The 22,512-nt window shown below is 65.3% G+C and carries 23 protein-coding genes; 17 read left to right on the top strand and 6 right to left on the bottom strand.

Annotation, left to right across the window (positions count from 1 at the left end; all coding sequences use genetic code 11):
- Positions 1-47: 47 nt before the first annotated feature.
- Both C2134_RS02540 and C2134_RS02535 read right to left on the bottom strand, forming a co-directional pair.
- Complete coding sequence (locus C2134_RS02540; protein ID WP_103317308.1) at positions 48-1,484, bottom strand: S8 family peptidase; 1,437 nt, start codon at positions 1,482-1,484, stop codon at positions 48-50.
- A 38-nt stretch (positions 1,485-1,522) separates the two neighbouring features.
- Entirely contained in the window at positions 1,523-2,944 is a 1,422-nt protein-coding gene (locus C2134_RS02535; protein WP_146042064.1) for an RCC1 domain-containing protein, read from the bottom strand.
- 108 nt (positions 2,945-3,052) lie between these two features.
- Here C2134_RS02535 and C2134_RS21085 point away from each other — a divergent pair, with 108 nt between their 5' ends.
- Positions 3,053-3,397 carry a hypothetical protein gene (locus C2134_RS21085; protein ID WP_146042063.1) on the top strand — a complete coding sequence of 115 codons (345 nt, stop codon included), beginning with the start codon at positions 3,053-3,055 and terminating at the stop codon, positions 3,395-3,397.
- A 304-nt stretch (positions 3,398-3,701) separates the two neighbouring features.
- Here the strand turns inward: C2134_RS21085 and C2134_RS02530 are convergent, their stop codons facing one another.
- Both C2134_RS02530 and edd read right to left on the bottom strand, forming a co-directional pair.
- The gene (locus tag C2134_RS02530; protein WP_103317304.1) at positions 3,702-4,328 is read right to left on the bottom strand and encodes a bifunctional 4-hydroxy-2-oxoglutarate aldolase/2-dehydro-3-deoxy-phosphogluconate aldolase; all 627 of its coding nucleotides are present in this window, start codon (positions 4,326-4,328) and stop codon (positions 3,702-3,704) included.
- 63 nt (positions 4,329-4,391) lie between these two features.
- Positions 4,392-6,224, bottom strand: coding sequence for a phosphogluconate dehydratase (gene edd, locus C2134_RS02525; protein ID WP_103317302.1), 1,833 nt, complete (start codon positions 6,222-6,224; stop codon positions 4,392-4,394).
- Between the two features lie 255 nt (positions 6,225-6,479).
- Here edd and zwf point away from each other — a divergent pair, with 255 nt between their 5' ends.
- The 6 genes from zwf to C2134_RS02495 all read left to right on the top strand — a co-directional run bounded on the left by zwf (position 6,480) and on the right by C2134_RS02495 (position 12,816).
- On the top strand, positions 6,480-7,958 hold the full coding sequence (zwf, locus tag C2134_RS02520; RefSeq protein WP_103317301.1) for a glucose-6-phosphate dehydrogenase: 1,479 nt from the start codon (positions 6,480-6,482) through the stop codon (positions 7,956-7,958).
- A gap of 124 nt (positions 7,959-8,082) precedes the next feature.
- Positions 8,083-8,760, top strand: coding sequence for a 6-phosphogluconolactonase (gene pgl / locus C2134_RS02515; protein ID WP_103317299.1), 678 nt, complete (start codon positions 8,083-8,085; stop codon positions 8,758-8,760).
- The gene (locus C2134_RS02510; RefSeq protein WP_103317297.1) at positions 8,741-9,787 is read left to right on the top strand and encodes a glucokinase; all 1,047 of its coding nucleotides are present in this window, start codon (positions 8,741-8,743) and stop codon (positions 9,785-9,787) included. The genes pgl and C2134_RS02510 overlap by 20 nt, the downstream gene beginning before the upstream one ends.
- Entirely contained in the window at positions 9,780-10,628 is an 849-nt protein-coding gene (hexR, locus tag C2134_RS02505; protein WP_043627289.1) for a transcriptional regulator HexR, read from the top strand. The genes C2134_RS02510 and hexR overlap by 8 nt, the downstream gene beginning before the upstream one ends.
- Positions 10,629-10,639: 11 nt before the next feature.
- Positions 10,640-12,283 (top strand): glucose-6-phosphate isomerase, encoded by a 1,644-nt coding sequence (pgi, locus tag C2134_RS02500; RefSeq protein WP_103317295.1) that lies wholly within the window; start codon positions 10,640-10,642, stop codon positions 12,281-12,283.
- 158 nt (positions 12,284-12,441) lie between these two features.
- Positions 12,442-12,816: a hypothetical protein gene (locus C2134_RS02495; RefSeq protein WP_103317293.1), complete on the top strand. Its 375-nt coding sequence runs from the start codon at positions 12,442-12,444 to the stop codon at positions 12,814-12,816.
- On the opposite strand, the gene thiE is transcribed toward C2134_RS02495, so the two are convergent.
- Entirely contained in the window at positions 12,803-13,426 is a 624-nt protein-coding gene (gene thiE, locus C2134_RS02490; RefSeq protein ID WP_103317291.1) for a thiamine phosphate synthase, read from the bottom strand. The two genes, C2134_RS02495 and thiE, sit on opposite strands and share 14 nt — an antisense overlap.
- Entirely contained in the window at positions 13,410-14,255 is an 846-nt protein-coding gene (gene thiD, locus C2134_RS02485) for a bifunctional hydroxymethylpyrimidine kinase/phosphomethylpyrimidine kinase (protein ID WP_103317289.1), read from the bottom strand. Before thiD ends, thiE begins: the two co-directional genes overlap by 17 nt.
- Before the next feature lie 74 nt (positions 14,256-14,329).
- Here thiD and C2134_RS02480 point away from each other — a divergent pair, with 74 nt between their 5' ends.
- From C2134_RS02480 to pdxH, 10 genes are all read left to right on the top strand, one after another.
- Positions 14,330-14,494 carry a rubredoxin gene (locus C2134_RS02480; RefSeq protein WP_103317287.1) on the top strand — a complete coding sequence of 55 codons (165 nt, stop codon included), beginning with the start codon at positions 14,330-14,332 and terminating at the stop codon, positions 14,492-14,494.
- A 10-nt stretch (positions 14,495-14,504) separates the two neighbouring features.
- Entirely contained in the window at positions 14,505-15,329 is an 825-nt protein-coding gene (locus C2134_RS02475; protein ID WP_233196335.1) for a M48 family metallopeptidase, read from the top strand.
- Positions 15,293-15,694: an MmcQ/YjbR family DNA-binding protein gene (locus tag C2134_RS02470; RefSeq protein WP_233196334.1), complete on the top strand. Its 402-nt coding sequence runs from the start codon at positions 15,293-15,295 to the stop codon at positions 15,692-15,694. The genes C2134_RS02475 and C2134_RS02470 overlap by 37 nt, the downstream gene beginning before the upstream one ends.
- The gene (locus C2134_RS21440; RefSeq protein ID WP_158248676.1) at positions 15,691-15,840 is read left to right on the top strand and encodes a VOC family protein; all 150 of its coding nucleotides are present in this window, start codon (positions 15,691-15,693) and stop codon (positions 15,838-15,840) included. Before C2134_RS02470 ends, C2134_RS21440 begins: the two co-directional genes overlap by 4 nt.
- A gap of 7 nt (positions 15,841-15,847) precedes the next feature.
- Positions 15,848-16,264, top strand: a complete 417-nt coding sequence (locus C2134_RS02465) for a CopD family protein (protein ID WP_103317283.1) — start codon at positions 15,848-15,850, stop codon at positions 16,262-16,264.
- 14 nt (positions 16,265-16,278) lie between these two features.
- Complete coding sequence (locus tag C2134_RS02460; RefSeq protein WP_103317281.1) at positions 16,279-16,737, top strand: hypothetical protein; 459 nt, start codon at positions 16,279-16,281, stop codon at positions 16,735-16,737.
- An 18-nt stretch (positions 16,738-16,755) separates the two neighbouring features.
- Positions 16,756-17,217: a CYTH domain-containing protein gene (locus C2134_RS02455; protein ID WP_103317279.1), complete on the top strand. Its 462-nt coding sequence runs from the start codon at positions 16,756-16,758 to the stop codon at positions 17,215-17,217.
- Positions 17,218-17,409: 192 nt separating this feature from the next.
- On the top strand, positions 17,410-18,687 hold the full coding sequence (gene hemL / locus C2134_RS02450) for a glutamate-1-semialdehyde 2,1-aminomutase (RefSeq protein ID WP_103317277.1): 1,278 nt from the start codon (positions 17,410-17,412) through the stop codon (positions 18,685-18,687).
- 60 nt (positions 18,688-18,747) lie between these two features.
- On the top strand, positions 18,748-21,474 hold the full coding sequence (locus tag C2134_RS02445; protein ID WP_103317275.1) for a DEAD/DEAH box helicase: 2,727 nt from the start codon (positions 18,748-18,750) through the stop codon (positions 21,472-21,474).
- 232 nt (positions 21,475-21,706) lie between these two features.
- Positions 21,707-22,348, top strand: coding sequence for a pyridoxamine 5'-phosphate oxidase (gene pdxH, locus C2134_RS02440; RefSeq protein WP_103317273.1), 642 nt, complete (start codon positions 21,707-21,709; stop codon positions 22,346-22,348).
- The last annotated feature ends 164 nt before the right edge of the window (positions 22,349-22,512 follow it).

Here is a 22,512-nt window from a genome sequence, read left to right as displayed (position 1 = left end):
AAAAAAACCGGCCGCCAGGGCCGGTTTGCTTCTTCAAGACGCGACGATCAGCGATAAGCCTGAGCCGCTTTCACCGCCGCAGCGGCATCCACCAGGCCGGCGGAGCAGCCTTCGCAGCTAGCCGCAGGTAGGCGTGCCGTTTGCACCAGCAACTTGCGGGCGGCCTTCCAGTCAAGATTCGGATTGACCGACAGCATCAGCGCAACCAGCCCGGCCACATGCGGCGTAGCCATGGACGTGCCTTGATAGGCCGCGTAAATATCGTTGCCGGGGGCGGTCTTGCCATCATTCAGCGTGGAATAGATGCCGGGATCGACCCCTTGATCACCGCCCGGCGCCGTTACGGCCGTCAATGCGCCATAGTTGGAATAGGACGCAATGCCGCCGCTCTTGCCATTGGCTGCAACGGTAATCACGCCAGGGCAACTGGCCGGAGCAAAGTCTCGCGTATTGCGGGTGGCGTTGCCTGCCGCCACGACCACAATGCCGTTATGCGCGGAAACCTGCTGCAACACATCGCGGTAGGTCTGGGTGCACGGCTGAGCGCCGCCCAGCGACATGCTGATCACCCGCGCCGGCGTAGTATTGGCAGGCAAACCTGGTATGGCGCCGCCCACCGCCCACAACATGGCGTCGGCGATGTCGGCATCAGTGCCGCCGCAGCGGCCCAGCACACGCAGTGGCAGGAGCTTGGCCTGCGGCGCCACACCGGTCAGACCTTGGCCGTTACCTGCTGCCGCGGCGATGGTGCCCGCCACATGGGTGCCGTGCCAGCTGCTGGGGGATGCATCGGTGCCTGGGCCACAATCGCCTGCCGCCGCCCAATCGCCCTGATCCAAGGCATTGGCCTGGCGCGCCGTCCTGCCATCCGGACCCACCGCAAGCCGGGCAGAAGCGGGGTCGGACACAAAGTTGTAGCCAGGCTGCAGCAGATTGGCCGTCAGATCCTTGTGCGGGCGGTAACCGGTATCCAAAACAGCCACGGTAACGCCTTTGCCTTGGGTAATGTCCCAGGCCGCGGGCAGGTTCAAGGAGCCCGGCTGGCTGGCGCTATCTTGCATGTCCCATTGCTGGCTGCCGTACAACGGGCTGGAAGGGACAAAGTTAGCGCGCTTGATGAAGTTAGGCTCAGCGTACTCCACCGTTGGATCCTGCTGCTTGATACGCTTGGCCAGCTCCTGCGCCTGCCCGGCGCTCAGCTTCTGGCTGCTATTGAACACATAGGCGCCGGTTCCCATCTGGTGGTCGAATCGCAAAGGCAAGCCGGTGATCTGCTGTACTTGCTGAGTGCGCTGTGCAAAGTCCGCGGGACGGGCGGCCAGGGCCTGGCCACGCGGCAGACTGGCCGCTTGCCTGGCTAGCTGCGCCTGCGAATTTTGCTTGTACTTGACGATGATGCCAGCGACAGCCGGGCCGTTGGGCGCAGCTTGGGCGGCCGTTATGCCAAGGCCTGCCAGCAGCAGGCCGGAAATCAAATGATGCATTTTCACGGAAAGCTCCTTCAACTTGCTATGCGGGCCGTTCAGCTCTTCAGGAATGGAATGGCGGTCAGATTGGCTGGCGCTTGGCCACCACCTGCAAACGGGCTGCCCCAGGTAACGAACTTGCCATCCTTGGCCACCGCCAGGAAACCACCCAAGCCCGTGCTGTAAATGGCGCGGATATTCCGCAGCTTGGCCTGCGCCGCCGAACTGTCGCCGCCATGCGTGGGCGAACCCCAGGTGACCACAGTGCCATCCTTCTTCAACGCGGCAAAGGCATAGTCATTGGAGAACAGGGCAATCACATTATTCAGCTGGCTCTGCACTGCGGAGCTGTCGCCGCCACGGGTTTCATCACCCCAAGTCACCACTGTGCCATCAGCCTTCAGCGCGGCGAAGGCCGTTTCTGTGCCAGCGATAGTCAGCACATTGGTAAGCTGTGCTTGCACATTGGCCACATTATTACGCTGGGAATCTCCCCAGCTAGCCACGGTTCCGTCCTTCTTCAACGCGGCAAACGCTGTCTTGCTGGCAAACACCTTGGCCACATTGGCCAGGCCGCCACTAAAACCGCTCAAATCGCTCCCACGGTCGAACATCGTGGTGCCAATGGTGGAAACCACACCGTTCTGGCTCAGCGCGGCAATCACATTGCTGTTGCTGAGCAGTGCAAGATTGGCCTGCGGCATCGGCTCGGTGCCGTCATACAGACCGGTCGTGGCGTTATCGAAGTTCTGACCCCAAGTCACCACGCTACCGTCCTTCTTCAAGGCAGTGAAGCTGTAATCTGTGGCATAGATTTTGGCAACATTGGTCAGCTTGGCTGCTACCGGTGTGGTGTCGCCGCCAGAGGCGGGATCGCCAAAGGCGAATACCGTTCCATCCTTCTTCAACACCGCCACCGCGCCTTCGGTATAGCTGACGTCGGCGATATTGCTGAATTGCGCCAACGTTGCAGGGGTAAAGAAGGAGGCGATCGATGAAAAACCACCCTCGCCATCGAAAGTCTGTTCCAGATTGCCCCAGGCCGTGCCGCTGCCGTCGCCATTGAGCGCGACAAAGCCGCGCTTGACAGCCCAGACATTGCTCACCTTGTTCAAGGGCGCCACCGCGCCGGTGTAGTCAGCGCTGCCCGCGCCGCCCTTGCCGGCATAGCTACCGCCGGAAGCCGGGCGGCCCCAGGTCACCACGGTGCCATCGGACTGCAACGCAGCCCAGGCGCGCTCGCTACCGACCACCTTAACTACATTTTGCGGCTGGACCTTCAATACCGACGTGTCGCCGCCCAAACGGCTGCTGCCCCATACCGCCAGCGTGCCATCGGGATTGGTCACGGCAAAAACCGAAGACGAGGCAAACACGTTTTGCGGAGCCAAGGTCTGAGTGGCGGACACTCCGCCGCAACTGACGCTGACAGTGAGCGGCTGCGACGGATTGGGATCATCAATATAATTACCGCTCACCGGTGCCGCTTGGCCCGGAGTGGTCCAATTCACCGTTGCGCCACCAGGGCAATTGCCGCTGGCAGCAGCCAGCGTGCCCCCGCGCGCGCCAAACACATCCAGTGTCAGTTGGTTGCCGCTACCCGCCAAATTGCTGGTGTTGCTATTGCTGGTGCCACTATCCCCGCCGCCGCCGCCGCATCCTGCCAGCGCGCCGATCAGGCCAACGCCCAGCGCCAATGCGCTGAGACGCCATGGAACTTGCGTCCGTGTCATCACATTTCCCTTTTCTCGATTGCAGACCACTATTTTTGTTTAATGCTCAAGGCATTAAACAAAATGTATCAGCATGAAATAAAAATGGAAAATGTTTGTAACACGCAGGCATTATTTCGTGCATTTTCGCAACAATTTTGTCTATTCTTGTCTGCGAAACATAAAATAAAAACAGCAAGATATATCAAAAATCATTAAATAAGTCACATAAAAGAATGCATAAAATCGAAAGTTAGTTCAATTTTCCAAAAACAATGCAGCCAATAGACAATCTCACCTGCCAAGCCCTCCCTGCAGCAATGCCATATCCCCGCCATGGCCAAGTCGGCAATTCACAATTCTTTGCGCAAGTCTGGCATGGAAGATTAGAGTGAATTCCCCAAAAAAGATTTGGAACAAAATAATTAGCTGAAAACGTTATTTATATATTCTCATGCACAATGAAAACCGCCCTGCAGCAGCGGCTGCAGGGCGGTTGGAGTGTGTTGGGCAGGTAGGCTGGTCAGCTGCGCGCCAGCTGGGTTGCCTCGCGCGCCAGCTGGGTGATGCGGTCCCAATCGCGGGCGGCGATGGCGTCGTCCGGCGTCAGCCAGCTGCCGCCTACGGCCAGCACATTGGGCAGGGCCAGGTATTCCGGCGCCTTCTTGATGTCGATGCCGCCGGTCGGGCAGAAACGCAGGTCCGGGAAGGGGCTGGCCAGCGACTTCAGCAGCTTGACGCCGCCCACGGCTTCGGCCGGGAACAGCTTCAGCGTGTTGAAGCCTTCGTCCTGCGCCCACATGGCTTCGGACGGCGTGGCGATGCCGGGGATCAACGTCAGGTTGGACGCGCGCGCGGCCGAGGCCAGCTCGCCGGTGAAGCCCGGGCTGATGCCGAATTGCGCGCCGGCGTCCACCGCCGCTTCCAGCTGGGCGCGGTTGCGCAGGGTGCCCGCGCCGACGATGGCTTCCGGCACTTCATCGCGCATGCGGCGCATGGCAGCCAGCGCGGCCTTGGTGCGTAGCGTCACTTCCAGCACCTTGATGCCGCCGGCCACCAGGGCGTGGGCCAGGTCCACCGCCACGGCGGCGTCGTTGACGATGATCACCGGCACCACCGGGCCTTGGCGCAATACAGTCAAAGCATCCATTTCAATCTCCTGTTAGCGGGCACCGCGTGGTCGCGCGGCGCGCTGCAAAATCGGTTAACCGGGTCAGTTCCAGTCCGGATGGCGGAAGCTCATCGCGCCGGCCTCGGCATGGTCGGCCACGTGGCGGAACACCGCAAACAGCTCGCGGCCGATGCCGTATTCATTGTGCGACAGATCGGCCTGGGCCTGCTCGCGCGCCGCCCATTCGGCGGAGTCCACCAGGGCCGCCAGTTCGCCGGTTTCGGCGTTGACGCGGATCAGGTCGCCATCCTTGATCTTGCCGATGGCGCCGCCGGACAGCGCTTCCGGCGACACATGGATGGCGGCCGGCACTTTGCCGGACGCGCCGGACATGCGGCCGTCAGTCACCAGCGCCACTTTGAAGCCGCGCTCCTGCAGGATGGTCAGCGCCGGGGTCAGCTTGTGCAGTTCCGGCATGCCGTTGGCGCGCGGGCCCTGGAAGCGGATCACCGCGACGAAGTCTTTTTCCAGCTCGCCGCGCTTGAAGGCCGCCAGCATGTCGTTCTGGTCGTGGAATACCACGGCCGGGGCTTCCACTACGCGGTGCTCGGCCTTCACCGCCGACACCTTGATCACGCCGCGCCCGATATTGCCGGCCATCAGCTTCAGGCCGCCATCGGCCGAGAACGGATTGGCAGCCGTGCGCAGCACGCTGTCGTCGCCGCTGACGGCCGGCGCGTCGCGCCATTTCAGCTCGCCGTTGTCCAGCCATGGTTCCTGCGTGTAACGCGACAGGCCGCGGCCCATCACCGTGCCCACGTCTTCGTGCAGCAGGCCGGCGGACAGCAGTTCGCGGATCACGAAACCCATGCCGCCGGCGGCGTGGAAGTGGTTCACGTCGGCCTTGCCGTTGGGGTAAGCGCGCACCAGCAGCGGGATGATGGCCGACAGTTCGTCGAAATCGTCCCAGTTGACGTCGATGCCGGCCGCGCGGGCGATGGCCACGATGTGCATGGTGTGGTTGGTGGAGCCGCCGGTGGCCAACAGGCCGACGATGGCGTTGACGATGGATTTTTCATCGATCATCTCGCCCACCGGGGTGAACTGTTCGCCCTGGGCCGCGATCTTGGCGCCCTGGGCGGCGGCCGCGCGGGTCAGCGCCTCGCGCAGCGGGGTATTCGGGTTGACGAAGGCGGCGCCCGGCAGATGCAGGCCCATGATTTCCATCAGCATCTGGTTGGAGTTGGCGGTGCCGTAGAAGGTACAGGTGCCGGGGCCGTGGTAAGACTGGCACTCCGATTCCAGCAGCGCGTCGCGGCCCACCTTGCCTTCGGCGTACAGCTGGCGCACCTTGGCCTTTTCGTCGTTGGCGATGCCGGTGGTCATCGGACCGGCCGGGACAAACAGCGCCGGCAGATGGCCGAAACTCAGCGCGCCTATCATCAGGCCCGGTACAATCTTGTCGCACACGCCCAGGTACAGGGCGGCGTCGAACATCTGGTGCGACAGCGCCACGGCGGTGCTCATGGCGATCACGTCGCGGCTGAACAGCGACAGCTCCATGCCGGGCTGGCCCTGGGTGACGCCGTCGCACATCGCCGGCACGCCGCCGGCGAACTGGGCGGTGGCGCCGGCCGCCAGCGCGGCTTCCTTCAGCCAAGCCGGAAAGGCGGCCAGCGGCTGGTGGGCCGACAGCATGTCATTGTAGGAAGACACAATCGCCAGATTGGGGCGGTGCTCTTCCTTCAGGTGGATTTTGACGGTGTCCGGCATCGCCGCGAAGGCGTGGGCCAGGTTGGTGCACGACAGATGGGCCCGCTCCACCCGGCCTTGCTGGGCAGCGGCGCGCACGCGAGCCAAGTAGGCGCTGCGGCGCGGCTGGCTGCGCGCAATGATGCGGTCGGTAACGGCGGACAGGGTGGGATGCAAAGCCATGGTGACGTTCCGTGTTGAATTGATGCAAATAGTAGTTTTACTACACGCAAAACGCAAGGCGAACTACGTAGCGCCCGCGGCGTCTAGTGGCGACTATCCTCTTTTCCAAGAACGATTTCCAGCAAATCGCCCCAAATTTTGAGCCAAGGCAAAAGGTGTTGCAAAAGCGGCTCTGTCCGCGGCTTTGCCGTAGACATCAAGTGGCTGGATGGTAATATAACTACATCTAATTAAACTTCGAGATGGAAGATCAGGATGGAGACTCGTTCTACCCCTACCCCTGCCTTCGACATGGTGCTGTTCGGCGGCGCCGGCGATCTGGTCATGCGCAAGCTGCTGCCTTCCCTCTATCAGGCGCACGCCGCCGGCCTGCTCAATGAGCAGGGCCGCATCCTGGCGCTGGGCCGCAAGGATTTGAGCCGCGACGATTACCTGGCTTCCGTCGAGAAACAATCCCGCATCCATATCAAGGCTCACTTCGACGCCGCGGCCTGGCAGAGCTTCTGTGCCCGCATCGACTACCTGAAAGTGGACGCCTCGCAGGCGGCCGACTTCCCGGCGCTGGCCGAGAAGATCGGCAACGACGCCGGCAAGGTGGTGGTGTGCTACCTGGCCACCGCGCCGAACCTGTTCGCCGGCATCTGCGAAAACCTGGCCGCCGTGGGCCTGAACCGCGACAACGTGCGCGTGGTGCTGGAAAAACCGCTGGGCACCGACCTGGACTCGTCCAACGAGATCAACGACGACGTGGCCCGCTTCTTCCAGGAAGACCAGCTGTACCGGATCGACCACTACCTGGGCAAGGAGTCGGTGCAAAACCTGATGGCCATCCGCTTCGCCAACGCGCTGTTCGAGCCGCTGTGGCGCCGCGAGTGGATCCACGACGTGCAGATCACCATTTCCGAAGAACTGGGCGTGGGCAGCCGCGGCGACTTCTACGACGGCACCGGCGCGCTGCGCGACATGGTGCAGAACCACCTGCTGCAGCTGTTGTGCATCGTGGCCATGGAGCCGCCGGCCAACCTGGAAGCCGACGCCGTCCGCGACGAGAAGCTGAAAGTGCTGAAGGCGCTGCGCCCGTTCACGGAGCAGGAAGTCGCCACCAAGACCGTACGCGGCCAGTACAAGGCCGGCGCCGTGGGCGGCCAGCCGGTGGTGGGTTATCTGGAAGAAGCCGGCATTCCGGAACACAGCCAGACCGAGACCTTCGTCGCCATCAAGGCCGAGATCGACAACTGGCGCTGGGCCGGCGTGCCCTTCTTCCTGCGCACCGGCAAGCGCATGCAGGAACGTCTGGCGGAAATCGTCATCAACTTCCGCGACGTGCCGCACCAAGTGTTTTCCGGCCCGCTGGGCGGCTGCCACCACGCCAACCGCATGGTGATCCGCCTGCAGCCGGACGAAAGCATCCGCCTGTACTTCCTGGCCAAGGAACCGGGCGACACCATGCGCCTGCAGCCGGCCTACCTGGACCTGGACTTCTACAAGGCCTTCAAGGTGCGCCGCGCCGACGCCTACGAACGCCTGCTGCTGGACGTGATCCGCGGCAAGCTGGCGCTGTTCATGCGCCGCGACGAGCTGATCGAAGCCTGGCGCTGGGTGGAACCGATCATGGACACCTGGGCCGCCAGCACCAACAACCCGCCCAAGCAGTACACCGCCGGCAGCTGGGGGCCGGCCGCGTCCAGCGCGCTGCTGTCGCGCGACGGCATCAGTTGGCACGAGGAGTGTTAAGGTAGGGCGGAAGCCCCCTGCGGGGGCGTTCCGCCTTTTTGCTTTCCATGCGACAGGCACGTTGCGGCGGAACGCCCGGCCACGCCGGGCTTCCGCCCTATACAGAAATCAACGAGGTACGCCCATGAACTGGTTGGAATTTCCGGAAGCCAAGCAACAGACCGACGCCCTGGCCAACAGCGTGGCCTCGCGTTTATCGGCCGCCATCGAAAGCCGCGGCAACGCCGTGCTGGCGGTGTCCGGCGGCAAATCGCCCATCCCGTTCTTCCAGTTGATGGCGGAAATGGCCATAGACTGGAAACGCATCACCATCACGCTGGTGGATGAGCGCTTCGTCGCGCCGGACCACCCGGACAGCAACGCCGGCCTGGTCCGCGCCCATCTGCTGCAGAACCGCGCCGCGCCGGCCCGCTTCCTGCCGCTGGTGCGCGAAGCCAAGGACATCGACGCCGAAGTGGCCGCCGCCTGCCGCGACTTTGTCGCGCCGGACGTCGCCATCCTGGGCATGGGCGAAGACGGCCACACCGCCTCGCTATTCCCCGGCGCGCCGGAGCTGACCGCCGGCCTGGACCCGGCAAACGCGCACCCCATCCTCGCCGTGACGCCGCAGACGGCGCCGCACCGCCGCATATCGATGAGCTACGCCGCGCTGCTGCAATCGGGCAGCCTGATCCTGTCCATCCAGGGCGCCAAGAAGCGCGAAATACTGGAAGCCGCCAGCCGCGCCGTCAGCGACACGCTGCCGATCAGCTACTTCCTGGCACAAGACAAGGTGCCGCTCGATGTCTACTGGTCTGCCTGAAACCTGGCCGCGCCTGCTCGGCGACGTCGGCGGCAGCAACGCACGTTTCGCGCTGGAAACCGGCCCCGGCGTCATCGAGGACATCCTGACGCTGCCCACCGCGCGCTACCCGACGCTGGAAGACGCGCTGCGCGACTATCTGGCCCAAACCGGCGCCCGCCGCGTCGCCCATGCCGCCATCGGCATCGCCAATCCGCTGAACGGCGACCGGGTGACCATGACCAATTGCCATTGGTCGTTTTCGATTGAAGCCGCGCGCCGCGCGCTGGGCTTGTCCACCTTGCTGTTGCTGAACGACTTCACCGCGCTGGCGCTGGCCTTGCCCAAGCTGCCCGCCAAGGAGCTGACGCAAATCGGCGGCGGCGCGCCGCGGCCGGACTCGCCGCTGGCGCTGATCGGCCCCGGCACCGGCCTCGGCGTGTCGGCGCTGGTGCCGCACCCCGGCGGCTGGCGCGCGCTGGCCGGCGAAGGCGGCCATGTCTCGTTCGCGCCGCTGGATGAGCGCGAGTCCGTGGTCTGGCGCTACGCCGCCGCGCGCTTCGGCCATGTCTCGACCGAACGCCTGCTGTCCGGCCCCGGCATCAGCCTGATCCATCAGGCGCTGTGCGAGCGCGACGGCGAGGACGACGCCCCGCGCGAGCCGTCCTGGATCAGCGCGCAAGGGCTGGCCGGGCGCGACGCGCGCTGCCGCGAAACCCTGGAAATCTTTTGCGGCGCGCTGGGCTCCGCCGCCGGAAATCTGGCCCTGACGCTCGGTGCCCGTGGCGGGGTATACATAGGTGGTGGTATTGTGCCGCGTCTAAGCGGTTTTTTTGAACAATCCCCATTTCGCCGCCGCTTCGAGGACAAGGGACGGATGTCCAGCTATTTGGCCGACATCCCGGTTTACCTGATCACCAGCGCCTATCCCGCCCTGCAGGGCGTGGCCGCCTACCTGGCGGACCATCTGGCGCCGCGCAGCGACCCTTCCCCGGTGGACGTTTCCACCTCTCCTCGCGGCGGCTCAGCAGGAGACATGCATGCTTGATCGCATCCGTGGCCAACTGGAGATGCTGTCCTCGGCCGAGCGCAAAGTGGCCGAGCTGGTGCTGGAACAGCCCTACACGGTGATCCAGGCCGCCGTGGCCGACATCGCCAAGAGCGCAGGCGTCAGCCAGCCCACCGTGATCCGTTTCTGCCGCACCGTCGGCTGTTCCGGCCTGCCCGATTTCAAGCTGAAGCTGGCCGGCAGCCTGGTGACCGGGGTGCCCTACGTCCACTCCAGCGTGCGCCCGGAAGACCCGACGTCCGAAATCGTGGCCAAGGTGTTCGACAACACCGTGTCGGCGCTGCTGAAGTGCCGCAACGACGTCAACCCGCAGGCCATAGAAGCCGCCGTGCGGCTGCTGACCGACGCCCATCGCATCGAATTCTACGGCCTGGGCAACTCCGGCATCATCGCCGCCGACGCCCAGCACAAGTTCTTCCGTTTCGGCATCCCCACCGTCGCGTATTCCGACACCCACATCCAGATGATGGCGGCGTCGGTGCTGGGCCCGGACGACGTATTGGTGGCGATTTCCAGCTCCGGCCGCACCATGGAGCTCTTGGAAGCGGTGGACGTGGCGCTGTCCGCCGGCGCCAAAGTCATCGCGCTGACCACCAGCGGCTCGCCGCTGGCGCGCCGCGCCACCGTGTCGCTGATCGCCGACACGCTGGAAGACAATGAAACCTACAGCCCGATGATTTCGCGCATCGTGCATCTGGTGCAGATAGACATCCTGGCGGTCAGCGTGGCCCTGCGCCGCGGACCGGGACTGATCCGCCAGCTGGAAAAAACCAAGCACAGCCTGAAGAACCGCAGGCTGGACAATAAACAAGCGGAATAGGACGAGATATCATGAGTGAACTGACCGAACTCCCAGCCTGGCAAGCCCTGTGGGACCACTTTGCCGAAGCCAAGCACCTGCACATGCGCGACCTGTTCGCCTCCGATCCGGAGCGAGCGGAGCGCTACTCGCTGGAAGTGGGCGGACTGTTCCTCGACTATTCCAAGAACCGCATCACCGACGCCACGCTGATGGGCCTGATGGAGCTGGCGCGCGAAGCCGGCCTGCCGGCGCGCATCAAATCGATGTTCAAGGGCGAGAAGCTCAACCGCACCGAGCACCGCTCCGCGCTGCACATCGCGCTGCGCAACCGCACCAACTCGCCCATCATCGTCGATGGCGAGGACGTGATGCCGCAGGTCAATTCGGTGCTGGAACGGATGGGCCGCTTCGCCCACGCCGTGCGCTCCGGCGACTGGCTGGGCTTCACCAATCAGCCCATCACCGACATCGTCAACATCGGCATCGGCGGCTCCGACCTCGGCCCGCTGATGGTCTGTAGCGCGCTGAAGCCGTTTGGCCATCCGCGCCTGAACATGCACTTCGTTTCCAATGTGGACGGCGCCCAGCTGAAGGAAACGCTGAAGAAGGTCCACCCGGAGACCACGCTGTTCGTGGTGGAGTCCAAAACCTTCACCACCCAGGAAACGCTGACCAACGCCCTGACCGCCCGCGAGTGGTTCCTGTCGCACTCGCGCGACGAAGGATCGGTAGCCAAGCACTTCGTCGCCGTGTCCACCAACCAGAAGGCGGTGGCGGACTTCGGCATCGATCCGGCCAATATGTTCGAATTCTGGAACTGGGTGGGCGGCCGCTACAGCCTGTGGTCGGCCATCGGCCTGCCCATCATGCTGTACCTGGGCGAGGAGAACTTCACAGAGCTCTTGAACGGCGCCCACATCATGGACCAGCACTTCATGAACGCGCCGTTCGAGCAGAACATGCCGGTGCTGCTGGCCATGATAGGCATCTGGTACATCAACTACTACGGCGGCGGCAGCCATGTGATCGCGCCGTACGACCAGTACCTGCACCGCCTGCCGGCCTTCATCCAGCAGCTGGACATGGAGTCCAACGGCAAGCAGGTGACGCTGTCCGGCCAGCCGGTCAATTATGAAACCGCCCCCATCATCTGGGGCGAAACCGGCATCAACGGCCAGCACGCCTTCTTCCAGCTCTTGCACCAGGGCACCCACATCTCGCCGATCGACCTGATCGCCTCGCTGGAAAACCGCTCCAGCCTGCCGGGCCACCACGAGATCCTGCTGGCCAATGTCTTCGCCCAGGCCGAAGCCTTCATGCGTGGCAAGACCGCCGAGGAAGTGCGCGCCGAGCTGACCGAACAGGGGCTGAAGGGCGAGGAGCTGGAAGCGCTGGTGCCGCACAAGGTATTCGGCGGCAACCGCCCGACCAACACCCTGCTGATGAGCCGCCTCGACCCGCGCAACCTCGGCTCGCTGATCGCGCTGTACGAGCACAAGATCTTCGTCCAAGGCGTGATCTGGCACATCAACAGCTTCGACCAATGGGGCGTGGAACTGGGCAAGCAGTTGGCCAAGACCATCCACGCCGAGCTGACCGGCAAGCTGTCGCACGCCGAGCACGACTGCTCCACCCGCCGCCTGATCGAGCTGTACCGCAAGGCCAATGCCTGAAGCCTAACTTGCGATCAAACAAAATCCCCCGCCAAATGGCGGGGGATTTTTTCTGGGGAAAACGGATTGGGGATAACCCCGATTGTCCGACAAAGTGAACGCTGGTGAAATGGTGCCAAGTCTGAACAAGAATAACGGACACAAGAAGATCTATCGGGATGAGTCAGTTCTGCAGTACCGTGCTGGCCGGCTTCATGCTGGCTGCCAGCCTGCCCGGCCATAGCGCCGGGCGGCTGCTTCGCGTCGATGGCGACCACGCCGCCCCCATCACCCTCAGCGGGACCGTCATCGGCCCCATCGCCGCCGGTAGCAAGGCCGAAGGCACGTTTTCCGAGACCTACCACCTCAAGCTGCGCCAACCTATCCGTCTTGACGATGCCGGCGCCTGCGGCGCGCGGCGCGTCTCCAGCCTGGCGCTGAGCCAGGAAGACATGGCCCGGCTCAAAGGCCATGCGGTTACCGTGCAGGCGCGCGTGTTCTGCCAGGAGAGCCGGGCGGTGGCCTACCGCCTGGCGGACATCACCGTTCTGTAAAGCAGCCAGCCAGCGCCCGCGCCGCCGCGCCGGTGTCCGGCGCGTCGAACAGGCCGCCTATCACCGCGATGGCGCCCGCGCCGGCCGCCGCCACCTGCGCCGCATTGGCCGGCGTGATGCCGCCTATCGCCACCGTCTGCGCGCCCAGCGCCGCCGCCTCGGCAAACAGCGCCAGCGGCGCGACGACGGCCTCAGGCTTGGTTTGCGATGGAAACACCGCGCCAAACGCCACATAGCTGGCCCCGGCCGCCAGCGCCGCGCGCGCCAGTTCGATCCGGTTGTAGCATGAAGCGCCGATCACGGCGTCCGGCCCCAGCGCGGCCCGCGCGGCGGCGATGTCCCCATCGTCCCGCCCCAGATGCACGCCATCCGCGCCGACTTGCAGCGCCAGCGCCACATCGTCGTTGACGATGAACAGCGCGCCATGCTCGCCGCACAGGCGGCGCAAAGCCGCCGCCTGACGCAGCCGCCGCGCGGCGTCGCCGCTCTTGTCGCGGTATTGCAGCGCGCGCGCGTCGCCAGCCAGGGCCGCCGCCGCCAGTTCAAACAGACGCGCGTCGTCCAGGCCGTCCGGCGTGACGGCGTACAGCCCCTCAACCCTTGGCGGCATCGGCCTCTTCCTCGTCGTCGCCGCGCGCCCAGAACATGCGGTCCGGCAGGAACTGGCCCATGCCGGGACGGAAGCCGTTCAGTAGCGTCTGGTAGGTGTATTCCTGGGCCTCGCGCACCGCCTCCGGCAGCAACAAGCCGGTGGCCAGCATGCCGGCGATGGCCGAAGCCAGCGTGCAGCCGGAGCCGTGATAGCTGCCGGGCAGCCGTTCCCAATGGTCGGAACGCACCACGCCGTCCTGGCCGTACAGGCTGTTGATCACTTCCTTGGAATTTTCATGGGTGCCCGTGATCAGCAGATAGGGCACGCCCAGCGCCATGATGCGCTCGGCGCACTGATCCAGCGTCAGCTCCTCGTCCTCGTCCGGATCGTTGCTGGCCAGCCGGCGCGCTTCCAGGCTGTTGGGCGTCAGGATGGACACCTGCGGGATCAGCATGTCGCGCATCGCCGAGATCACGTCCTCGTCGGCCAGGTCGTGGCCGCCGCCGCTGGCCAGCACCGGGTCCAGCACCACCGGGATGTCCGGGTAGTCGGCGATCAGCTGCGCCACCACGGCGACGTTTTCCACGCTGCCCAGCATGCCGATCTTGAACGCCGCCACCGGCATGTCTTCCATCAGGAAGCGGGCCTGATCGTTGACCCAGTCCGAATCCAGCACCATCAAATCATTGACGCCGACGGTATCCTGCACCGTAATGGCGGTGATCACCGACAGGGGATGGCAGCCCAGGCTGGCCAGCGTCAGGATGTCGGCCTGGATGCCGGCGCCGCCGGACGGGTCGGAACCGGCCAGGGTCAGCACCATGGGAGGAGTGGCGGGAGTGGTCAAGGGCGAACCTCTTCTGTCTTATTGCGTTGGCAAGATTTAGAATACCCATTTTATCCGATCAAGGGGGCGAAGCGATGCGTACTTGGATGTGTCTGATCTGCGGTTTCATCTACGACGAGGCCGCCGGCCGCCCGGAAGACGGCATTCCGCCGGGCACCCGCTGGGAGGACCTGCCGCCCAACTGGACCTGTCCGGATTGCGATGCCCGCAAGGATGACTTCCAGATGGTGGAAATCTGACCGGGCAAACATGATGCGCAATCGTTGGAAACGCTGGCTGGGCGGCGCGCTGCTGGCCGCCGCTCTGGCCTCATGCGCCCAGGTGGTCACCACCTCGGGCGGCGCCGTCGGCGTCAACCGCAGCCAGAGCATGCTGTTGCCCAGCCGCGACGTGGAACAGATGTCGGCCCAGGCCTACGCGCAGCAGCTGCAGCAGGCGCGCGCGGCCGGCCGGCTCAATACCGACGCCGCGCTGACCAAGCGCGTGCGCCTGATCTCGCAGCGGCTGATCGCCCAGACGCCGGCCTTCCGCCCGGACGCCCGCAACTGGCGCTGGGAAGTGAACGTGCTGACCACCGACGACATGAACGCCTACGCCATGGCCGGCGGCAAAATCATGGTCTACACCGGCATCGTCAAGCGGCTGAAGCTCACCGACGCCGAACTGGCGGCGGTGCTGGGCCACGAGATCTCGCACGCCCTGCGCGAGCACACGCGCGAGAACATGAGCCAGGCCTATATGCAGCAAGTGGGCCTGTCGCTGGTGGGCGTGCTGGCCGGCTTCAGCGCCGATCAGCTGAAACTGGCGTCCATGGTCACCGACGTGACGCTGAACAAGCCGCACAGCCGCACCATGGAGTCCGAAGCCGACGTCATGGGCCTGGAGCTGATGGCGCGCGCCGGCTACGATCCCAACGCCGCCGTCAATGTGTGGCAGAAAATGCAGGCGGCCGGCAACGGCAGCGGCCCGGAATTCCTGTCCACCCACCCGTCCGGCCCCACCCGCATCCGCGACCTGCAGGCCCACATCCCGCAGGTGTGGCCGCTGTACCAGGCCGCCGGCCGCAAAGCCTGAGCGCGATGGCCGGCCTGTCTCCCGCCCTGCTCGACGCGCTGCTGGAATACGCTTGCTCGCTCCCCGGCGCCAGCTTCGACGTCAAATGGGGCAGCGAACGGGTGGTCAGCATAGGCGGCAAGATGTTTCTGGTGTGCGGCCGCGACGCGCTCAGCTACAAGGTGGCCGACGAAGACTTCCTGATGGCCAACGGCCTGCCCGGCGTGCGGCCGGCGCCGTATCTGGCGCGGGCGCGCTGGGTGCAGGTGTGGTCGACGGACGCGCTGAGCCCGGACGATATCCGCCAAGGCATCGCCGGCTCGCGCGAGCTGGTATTGCGGAAACTACCGAAGGCGCTGCGCTGTCAGTACGAGGCGCAGGCATGAATGCCTCGATCGAGCAATGCATCCGGCATTTGTCAGCGCTGTACCGCGGCCCGATGGCCATCGAAAACGGCCTCTGCCTGTGCCCGCTGCAAGACCCATGGGACAAGCTGATCGGTCTGCGCGGCCCCTCATCATCTACTGGATAAAGCCAACGTGAGCTATCTGTACCTCAAAGCCTTCCACATCTTCTTCGTGGTGTCCTGGTTTGCCGGCCTGTTCTATCTGCCGCGGTTGTTCGTCAACCTGGCGATGGCATCGCCAGGGGCCGAATACGACCGCCTGCTGCTGATGGCGAGAAAACTGCTGCGCTTCATGACGCCGCTGGCCGCGCTGGCCTTGGCTACCGGCCTGGCGCTGTGGCTGGGTTTCGGCATTGCCGGCGGCTGGCTGCACGCCAAGCTGACGCTGGTGGCGCTGCTGGTGGCCTATCACGGCTACTGCGGCAAGCTGTACCGCGATTTTGCCAACCACGGCAACCGCAAGAGCCATGTCTGGTTCCGCGTATTCAACGAACTGCCGGTGCTGGTCTTGTTGGCGGTGGTGATCCTGGTTGTGGTCAAGCCATTTTGAGCCGGGAAATCGCCATGAAAATCCTGTTCGCCGCCGGCCTGCTGCTGGCCTCCGCCGCCGCCCTCGCAGCGCCTAAGCTGCCCGCCGCCCCGCCGCGTCCGCCGGCGCTGAAACTGATCGTGGAACGCGACAGCGAAGCGCTGAAGCCATTGACCTTGTGCCTGACGCCCAACGGCCGCTTCGCCGGGGCCATGCACGAGGAAGAGGCGACCCTGTCGGTATCCGGCAGCCTGCAGGCCGATCGCGGCCTGACCCGCCCGATTCTGAACGTGGCGCTGGAATGGCGCGATGATGCCGGCCTGCAGAAACTGGACAGCCACCTGGCGCTGGAAGATGGCCGCATGCTGCTGGGCAGCCTGTGGATGCAAGCGCATCCATATGGCCGGGAGGCCGGCGTGGAGCCGCAGCGCAGCAGCCTCACCTTCTATCTGGAGCCGCTGGCGGCCTGCCCGCCGCCGGCTCCCCAACCGTAAATTGAAAAGGAAGGTGCCATGGCACTGGAAATCGAACGCCGCTTCCGCGTCAACGGCGACAGCTGGCGCGGCCTGGCCCCTGGCGTGCAGTACCGCCAGGGTTATCTGTCGGTGGAGAAGGAACGCACCGTGCGCGTGCGCGTGGTGGGCCAGCAGGCCTGGCTGACGCTGAAAGGCAATATCAGCGAGGTCACCCGCCATGAATTCGAGTACGCCATCCCGCTGGCCGACGCGCAGACCATCATGGGCGCGATGTGCCCGATGGTGGTGGACAAGCTGCGCCACCGCATCGAGCACGGCGGCTTTGTGTGGGAAGTGGACGAGTTCTTCGGCGACAACGCCGGCCTGGTGCTGGCCGAGATCGAGCTGCCGAGCGAGGACACCGCGTTCGACAAACCGGCCTGGCTGGGCGAGGAGGTGACGCACGATGGCCGCTTCACCAACGCCTACCTGTCCAAGCACCCGTTCAGCCGCTGGTAAGTCCAGCCCCTCTCTCCCGGCAGGCGAGAGAGGGGGACTCCACTTATCCACAGCCATTCTCTTTTTCCGTTTTTATCCACAAGTCGCCCCATCCCACGCCGCCTCGGGTAAAATGGCCGGGTTCCGACGGCCCACATCGCGCCGCCGCGCCCTCTCACTTAGCGGCTGTCGCCGCCTGACAAGGAAAAACTCATGTCCCGCAATCTGGAACTGTTCGAACGTGGCAAGAAAGTGATCCCCGGCGGCGTCAACTCGCCGGTGCGCGCCTTTGGCCAAGTCGGCGGCACGCCGCGCTTCGTCGCCCGCGCCGAGGGCGCCTATTTCTGGGACGCCGACGGCAAACAGTATCTGGATTACGTCGGTTCCTGGGGCCCGGCCATCGTCGGCCATGCCCACCCCGAGGTGGTGAAGGCGGTGCAGGACGCGGCCGTCGGCGGCCTGTCCTTCGGCGCGCCGACCGAAGGCGAAGTGGTGATCGCCGAGGAAATCTGCAAGCTGCTGCCGTCGGTGGAGCAGGTGCGACTGGTGTCGTCCGGCACCGAGGCGACTATGACCGCCATCCGCCTGGCGCGCGGCTTCACCGGCCGCGATCTGATCGTCAAGTTCGAGGGCTGCTACCACGGCCACTCCGACAGCCTGCTGGTCAAGGCCGGCTCCGGCCTGCTGACCTTCGGCAACCCGTCGTCCGGCGGCGTGCCGGCGGACTTCACCCAACACACGCTGGTGCTGCAGTACAACGACGTGGAACAGCTGGCGCGCACTTTCGCCGAGATCGGCGACAAGATCGCCTGCGTCATCCTGGAGCCGATCGCCGGCAATATGAATCTGATCCAACCGTCGGCCGAGTTCGTCAAAACGCTGCGCAGCCTGACCGAGCGGCACGGCGCGGTGCTGATCTACGACGAAGTGATGACCGGCTTCCGCGTGGCCAAGGAATGCGCGCAGGGCCTGCACGGCATCACCCCGGACCTGACCACGCTGGGCAAGGTGGTCGGCGGCGGCATGCCGCTGGCAGCCTTCGGCGGCCGCGCCGACATCATGGGCAAGATCGCCCCGCTGGGCACCGTCTACCAGGCCGGCACCTTGTCCGGCAACCCGCTGTCCGTCGCCGCCGGCATGGCCACGCTGAAATTGATCCAGCAACCCGGCTTCTACGAGACGCTGTCCCGCCGCACCGCGCGCCTGGCGCAAGGCCTGGCCGATGAGGCCAAGAACGCCGGCGTCACGCTGTCCACCGACAGCGTGGGCGGCATGTTCGGCTTCTACTTCAGCGGCCAGGCGCCCAAGTCCTATGCCGAAGCCACCCGTTGCGACATCGAGCGCTTCAAGCGCTTCTTCCACGCCATGCTGGACGAGGGCATCTATTTCGCGCCGTCCGCCTACGAAGCCGGCTTCGTCTCCATCGCCCACAACGACGAGATGATTGAACACACGATCCGCGCCGCAGGCCGCGCCTTTGCCCGCGTCTAAGCAATACGGCAAGCGACGGAACGGCAGCCCCGGCTGCCGTTTTTGCTGCCCATCCCAACCATGAACGCCTCTTCGTCTCGCCTGATCTGGCGGCTGCGCCTGGCCGACTCCGGCATCCAGCTGCAGCCGCTGCTGCAAAACGCCGGCCCGGACGGCTGGAGCCGCGGCCGCGCCTGCTCGCTCCCATCCTTGCTACGCGACGAGCACGCATCGGTGGCCGAGCATGATGTGCCGCTGCTGCGTCAATTGCTGGCGCTGCTGCGGCAATACGACGGCGATGCCGCGCTGATCGACGCCACACCGCTGCTGCCGGCCTTGATCGGCCATCCCTTGCTGTTCGACGCCGCAGCGCCGGCGCGGCGCATTCATGTCGAGGCGGGCCAGCCGGCCTTGCAGATGGAGCGGGTGGGCGCGGAGCTGCGGTTGAAGCTGCTGCCGGACGGACTGGCCAGCTGCGGCGGCGTGCTGTGGCAACGGCCGCAGCCGGAGCGGCTGCTGGTCTACCCACTGACCGATGAACTGAAAGCGCTGGCCGATCTGGTAGGCCATGGCCTGGCCGTGCCGTGGCAGGCGCGCCAGCGGGTGCTGGAGGCGATACGCGATGTCGCGCCCGGCCTGCCGCTGGTGGACGCCAGCCCGGCTTTCGATCCGGCCTTGCCGAGCGAGGCGGCCGATCCGACGCTGTATGCCTTGCTGACCCGCCAGCCAGAGGGCCTGCGGCTGCAACTGAAGGTCAAGCCGCATCCAGCCGCCGCCTGGAGCGCGCCGGGCCGCAGCGCGGCGGGCCTGGTGCTCGACGTCGATGGGGCGTACCGCCAGTTCGTCCGCGACCTGCCCGAAGAAGCGCGCCGCCTGCGCGCGCTGCGCGAGGCCTGCCCAGCCATCGTCCGCGGCCAGCGCGATGGCGACGGCTGGCTGTTCGCCGACCAACATTCGGCATTGTCCTTGTTGTCGCAATTGCAGGCGGCCGGCGAAGACCGCGTCGCCTGTCTGTGGCCGCAGGGCGATAAAATCCGTCTGGCCGCCGCCGACGGCATGCCGCAGCTGAAATTGAAAGTGAAGCGGCGCGGCGGCTGGCTGCAGGCCGAGGGCGAACTGGCGCTGGACGACGGCCGCGTGCTGGCGTTGCGCCACCTGCTGGCGGCGCTGGCCAATCAAAAAGGCAAATACCTGCAACTGTCCGATGGCGACTGGCTGGCGCTGTCCGGCAGCCTGCGCGATAGGCTGGACGAACTGGCCCGCATGGTGGACCACGCCGGGCCGGACGGACTGGCGATCAGCCCCTTGGCCGGCCCGCGCTTGCAGGCGCTGGGCGAGGAGGCCGGGACGTTCGACGGCGACGCTGGCTGGCAACAGCAGGCGGCGCGCTGGCGCGAAGCGACAATATTCGAGCCGCAAGTGCCGCCCACTCTCCACGCCACCTTGCGGCCTTATCAGCTGCAAGGCTTTGCCTGGATGGCGCGACTGGCGCACTGGGGCGTCGGCGCCTGCCTGGCCGACGACATGGGCCTGGGCAAAACGGTGCAGACGCTGTCGCTGATGCTGACTCGCGCCCATCTGGGCCCGCAGCTGGCGGTGGCGCCGACTTCGGTGGCGCTGAACTGGCTGGCCGAAGCCGCCCGCTTCGCGCCCAGCCTGCGTCTGCGCGCCTACCACCAGCAGCGCCGGCTGGACGATATCGGCCCCGGCGATCTGGTGATCGTCAGCTATGGCCTGCTGCAGCGCGAGGCGGACGCGTTCGGCGAGGTGCATTGGGCGTCGGTGGTGCTGGACGAGGCGCAGGCGATCAAGAACCCGCAGAGCCAGCGCGCCCAGGTGGCGCAAAGCCTGCGCGCCGATTTCCGCCTGGCCGCCAGCGGCACGCCGGTGGAAAACCACCTGGGCGAGCTGTGGAGCCTGTTCCGCTTCATCGCGCCTGGGCTGCTGGGCAACTTGGCCCAGTTCGAACAGCGCTACGCCCAGCCGATCGCCGAAGGCGACGACACCGCGCGCGCGCAGCTGAAGGCGCTGATCCAGCCGTACCTATTGCGCCGCACCAAGCGCGAGGTGCTGACCGAGCTGCCGCCCAAGACCGAGACCACGCGCCTGATCGAGTTGTCCGAGCAGGAGCGCCACGTCTACGAGGCAATGCGGCAGGAGGCCTTGGCCCGCGTGGCCGAAGCCGACCCGGCCGCCGGCGGCCAGACCATGCAGGCGCTGGCCGAGCTGACCCGGCTGCGACGCTTCTGCTGCCATCCCAAGCTGGTACAGCCTGACAGCGCGCTGCCGGCCAGCAAACTGGCGGCCTTCGCCGAAATCTGCGAGGAGCTGCTGGACAATAGCCACAAGGCCTTGGTGTTCAGCCAGTTCGTCGATCACCTGGCGCTGGTGGCCTCGTACCTGAAACAGCAAGGCGTCCGCTTCCACTATCTGGATGGCTCGACCCCCACCAAGCAGCGCAAGGCCAGCATGGACGCCTTCCAGGCCGGGGACGGCGATCTGTTTCTGATCAGCCTGAAAGCCGGCGGCACCGGCCTGAACCTCACCGCCGCCGACTATGTGATTCACCTCGACCCGTGGTGGAACCCGGCCGTGGAAGACCAGGCCTCGGACCGCGCCTACCGCATGGGCCAGCAGCGGCCGGTGACGGTGTACCGGCTGGTGGCGGCCGGCACCATAGAAGAAAAGATCGTCCAACTGCACCAGGAAAAGCGCGCGCTGGCCGACAGCCTGCTGGCCGGCGGCGACGCCAGCGCCAGGCTGGACGGCGAGGCGCTGCTCGCGCTGCTGCGCGGCGATTCTGTTTGATCCAACCGCCCGTCAACGCCTGGGTCATGGCAGCGATGCCCACAACAACAGGCCTCCACGCTGGACGTAGCCGCCGTAGTTGAACACTGGCACCGCGCTGATCCGCAGCGCCTTTCGCGACGAAAGGCTGGCAGAAACCCCGGTATTCGAGAAATGCCATCATGCGGATCGCCACCGCGTCCATTCCAGCCGGTGGCGCGATGCACTAAGATAGCCAGCTAAGGAGGAATTCATGACGCTGAACCTTGCCGACATCCGTTTGGAATATTCGAAGAAGGAATTGTCGCCCGAAGACTGCCTGGCCGATCCGGTTGCCCAGTTTGAAATCTGGCTCAACGAAGCCATCTCGGCCCAGGTACACGAACCCACGGCGATGAACCTGGCGGCCGTCGGGCTCGATGGCCGCCCCAATGCGCGCATCGTGCTGCTTAAGGGCGTGGAGGATGGCCAGCTGTTGTTCTATACCAATTACCAAAGCCGCAAAGGCCAGGCGCTTGACGCCCATCCTTATGTGGCGCTGACTTTCTTCTGGCCGGAACTGGAACGGCAGGTGCGCATCGAGGGCAAGGCCGCGCGCGTGGCGCCGGAAGTATCGGACGCCTATTTCGCCAGCCGGCCCTACACCAGCCGTCTGGGCGCCTGGGCCAGCGAGCAGAGCAGCGAGATTTCCTCCAAGGCGGTGCTGGTGACGCGCGCCGCCATGTACGGCGCCCGCCATCCAATCAACGTGCCGCGCCCCCCGCATTGGGGCGGATACGCCGTGGTGCCGGACCGCGTGGAATTCTGGCAGGGCCGCCCCAGCCGGCTGCATGACCGCGTGCTGTACACGCTGCAGCAAGACGGCGCCTGGAGACTGTCCCGCCTGGCCCCCTGAACGGGTTGCCGGACCGGTCTGGCCGGTCCGGCAGCCTCATCATCGGCTCCCCGCCAGCCCTGATCCTACTTGCCAGAATCCGCCATCAGACCATCCTCCACTGTCATATTTTTACCAATCACATACATCCATCGAAGCAAATTCACGGTAATTGCTTAATTTCT

This window comes from Chromobacterium sinusclupearum (genome assembly GCF_002902845.1).
Lineage (GTDB): Bacteria > Pseudomonadota > Gammaproteobacteria > Burkholderiales > Chromobacteriaceae > Chromobacterium > Chromobacterium sinusclupearum.
The sequence above is the reverse complement of the archived record's forward strand: the minus strand, read 5'-3'. Positions and strand labels throughout refer to the sequence as shown.